At 47.7% G+C, this 1,441-nt stretch carries 14 tRNA genes; all 14 read left to right on the top strand.

The annotated features are described in order from the left end of the window. The first annotated feature begins 11 nt into the window (after positions 1-11). Positions 12-104, top strand: a tRNA-Ser gene (locus ACERII_RS25825). Positions 105-113: 9 nt separating this feature from the next. Then, a tRNA-Asp gene (locus ACERII_RS25820) sits at positions 114-189 on the top strand. Between the two features lie 39 nt (positions 190-228). After that, positions 229-313 (top strand) — tRNA-Tyr (locus tag ACERII_RS25815). A gap of 7 nt (positions 314-320) precedes the next feature. Beyond that, a tRNA-Trp gene (locus ACERII_RS25810) sits at positions 321-394 on the top strand. 20 nt (positions 395-414) lie between these two features. Next, positions 415-490 (top strand) — tRNA-His (locus ACERII_RS25805). Between the two features lie 19 nt (positions 491-509). Next, a tRNA-Gln gene (locus ACERII_RS25800) sits at positions 510-584 on the top strand. A 4-nt stretch (positions 585-588) separates the two neighbouring features. Then, positions 589-663 (top strand) — tRNA-Gly (locus ACERII_RS25795). A gap of 3 nt (positions 664-666) precedes the next feature. Further along, positions 667-743 (top strand) — tRNA-Arg (locus tag ACERII_RS25790). Positions 744-763: 20 nt separating this feature from the next. Then, positions 764-837, top strand: a tRNA-Gly gene (locus ACERII_RS25785). 47 nt (positions 838-884) lie between these two features. Beyond that, a tRNA-Ile gene (locus ACERII_RS25780) sits at positions 885-961 on the top strand. 7 nt (positions 962-968) lie between these two features. After that, positions 969-1,044, top strand: a tRNA-Asn gene (locus ACERII_RS25775). A gap of 6 nt (positions 1,045-1,050) precedes the next feature. Beyond that, positions 1,051-1,141 (top strand) — tRNA-Ser (locus ACERII_RS25770). 18 nt (positions 1,142-1,159) lie between these two features. Next, positions 1,160-1,234 (top strand) — tRNA-Glu (locus tag ACERII_RS25765). 87 nt (positions 1,235-1,321) lie between these two features. Further along, positions 1,322-1,397, top strand: a tRNA-Lys gene (locus ACERII_RS25760). Positions 1,398-1,441 lie beyond the last annotated feature (44 nt).

Here is a 1,441-nt window from a genome sequence, read left to right as displayed (position 1 = left end):
CTTTATTATTCGGAGGAATACCCAAGTCCGGCTGAAGGGATCGGTCTTGAAAACCGACAGGGGTGTCAAAGCCCGCGGGGGTTCGAATCCCTCTTCCTCCGCCATATTTATAAGGTCCCGTGGTGTAGCGGTTAACATGCCTGCCTGTCACGCAGGAGATCGCGGGTTCGATTCCCGTCGGGACCGCCATTTTTTATTTGCATAGTAATTTCTCATTAATTAAATCGTGGAGGGGTAGCGAAGTGGCTAAACGCGGCGGACTGTAAATCCGCTCCCTCCGGGTTCGGCGGTTCGAATCCGTCCCCCTCCACCACTTAATTAGGGGCATAGTTTAATGGTAAAACGAAGGTCTCCAAAACCTTTGATGTGGGTTCGATTCCTACTGCCCCTGCCATTAACATAATTTTAAATATGGCGATTGTGGCGAAGTGGTTAACGCACCGGATTGTGGTTCCGGCATTCGTGGGTTCGATTCCCATCAGTCGCCCCATTTGAAAAATATAGTACATTGGGCTATAGCCAAGCGGTAAGGCAACGGATTTTGATTCCGTCATGCGAAGGTTCGAATCCTTCTAGCCCAGCCATTTTGCGGAAGTAGTTCAGTGGTAGAACACCACCTTGCCAAGGTGGGGGTCGCGAGTTCGAATCTCGTCTTCCGCTCCATCTGCGCCCGTAGCTCAATTGGATAGAGCGTTTGACTACGGATCAAAAGGTTAGGGGTTCGACTCCTCTCGGGCGCGCCATTATCTTAATATTAAAACACGCGGGTGTAGTTTAGTGGTAAAACCTCAGCCTTCCAAGCTGATGTCGTGAGTTCGATTCTCATCACCCGCTCCATATATTTGATTAAAAATGGACACCCCATATTATAACTATTTTCATATGGGCCTGTAGCTCAGCTGGTTAGAGCGCACGCCTGATAAGCGTGAGGTCGGTGGTTCGAGTCCACTCAGGCCCACCATTTATATTCCACAGTAGCTCAGTTGGTAGAGCAATCGGCTGTTAACCGATCGGTCGTAGGTTCGAGTCCTACCTGTGGAGCCATTTTATGGAGAAGTACTCAAGTGGCTGAAGAGGCGCCCCTGCTAAGGGTGTAGGTCGTGTAAGCGGCGCGAGGGTTCAAATCCCTCCTTCTCCGCCATCAAAATATTTGTAAAATGGCCCGTTGGTCAAGCGGTTAAGACACCGCCCTTTCACGGCGGTAACACGGGTTCGAATCCCGTACGGGTCACCAATTACTTTATATTATCAATTTCTATAATAAAGTAATGTTATAGTCTTCTAATGTAAGCATCACAATAAATATCGTAGTTTTTACTACGAGCCATTAGCTCAGTTGGTAGAGCATCTGACTTTTAATCAGAGGGTCGAAGGTTCGAGTCCTTCATGGCTCACCATTTTACATAATTTTTTAGCTATTGATTTTAACAGATCAATAGCT

Source organism: Evansella sp. AB-rgal1 (genome assembly GCF_041820985.1).
GTDB lineage: Bacteria > Bacillota > Bacilli > Bacillales > Salisediminibacteriaceae > Evansella.
This window is presented reverse-complemented; position numbering and strand designations above follow the sequence as displayed.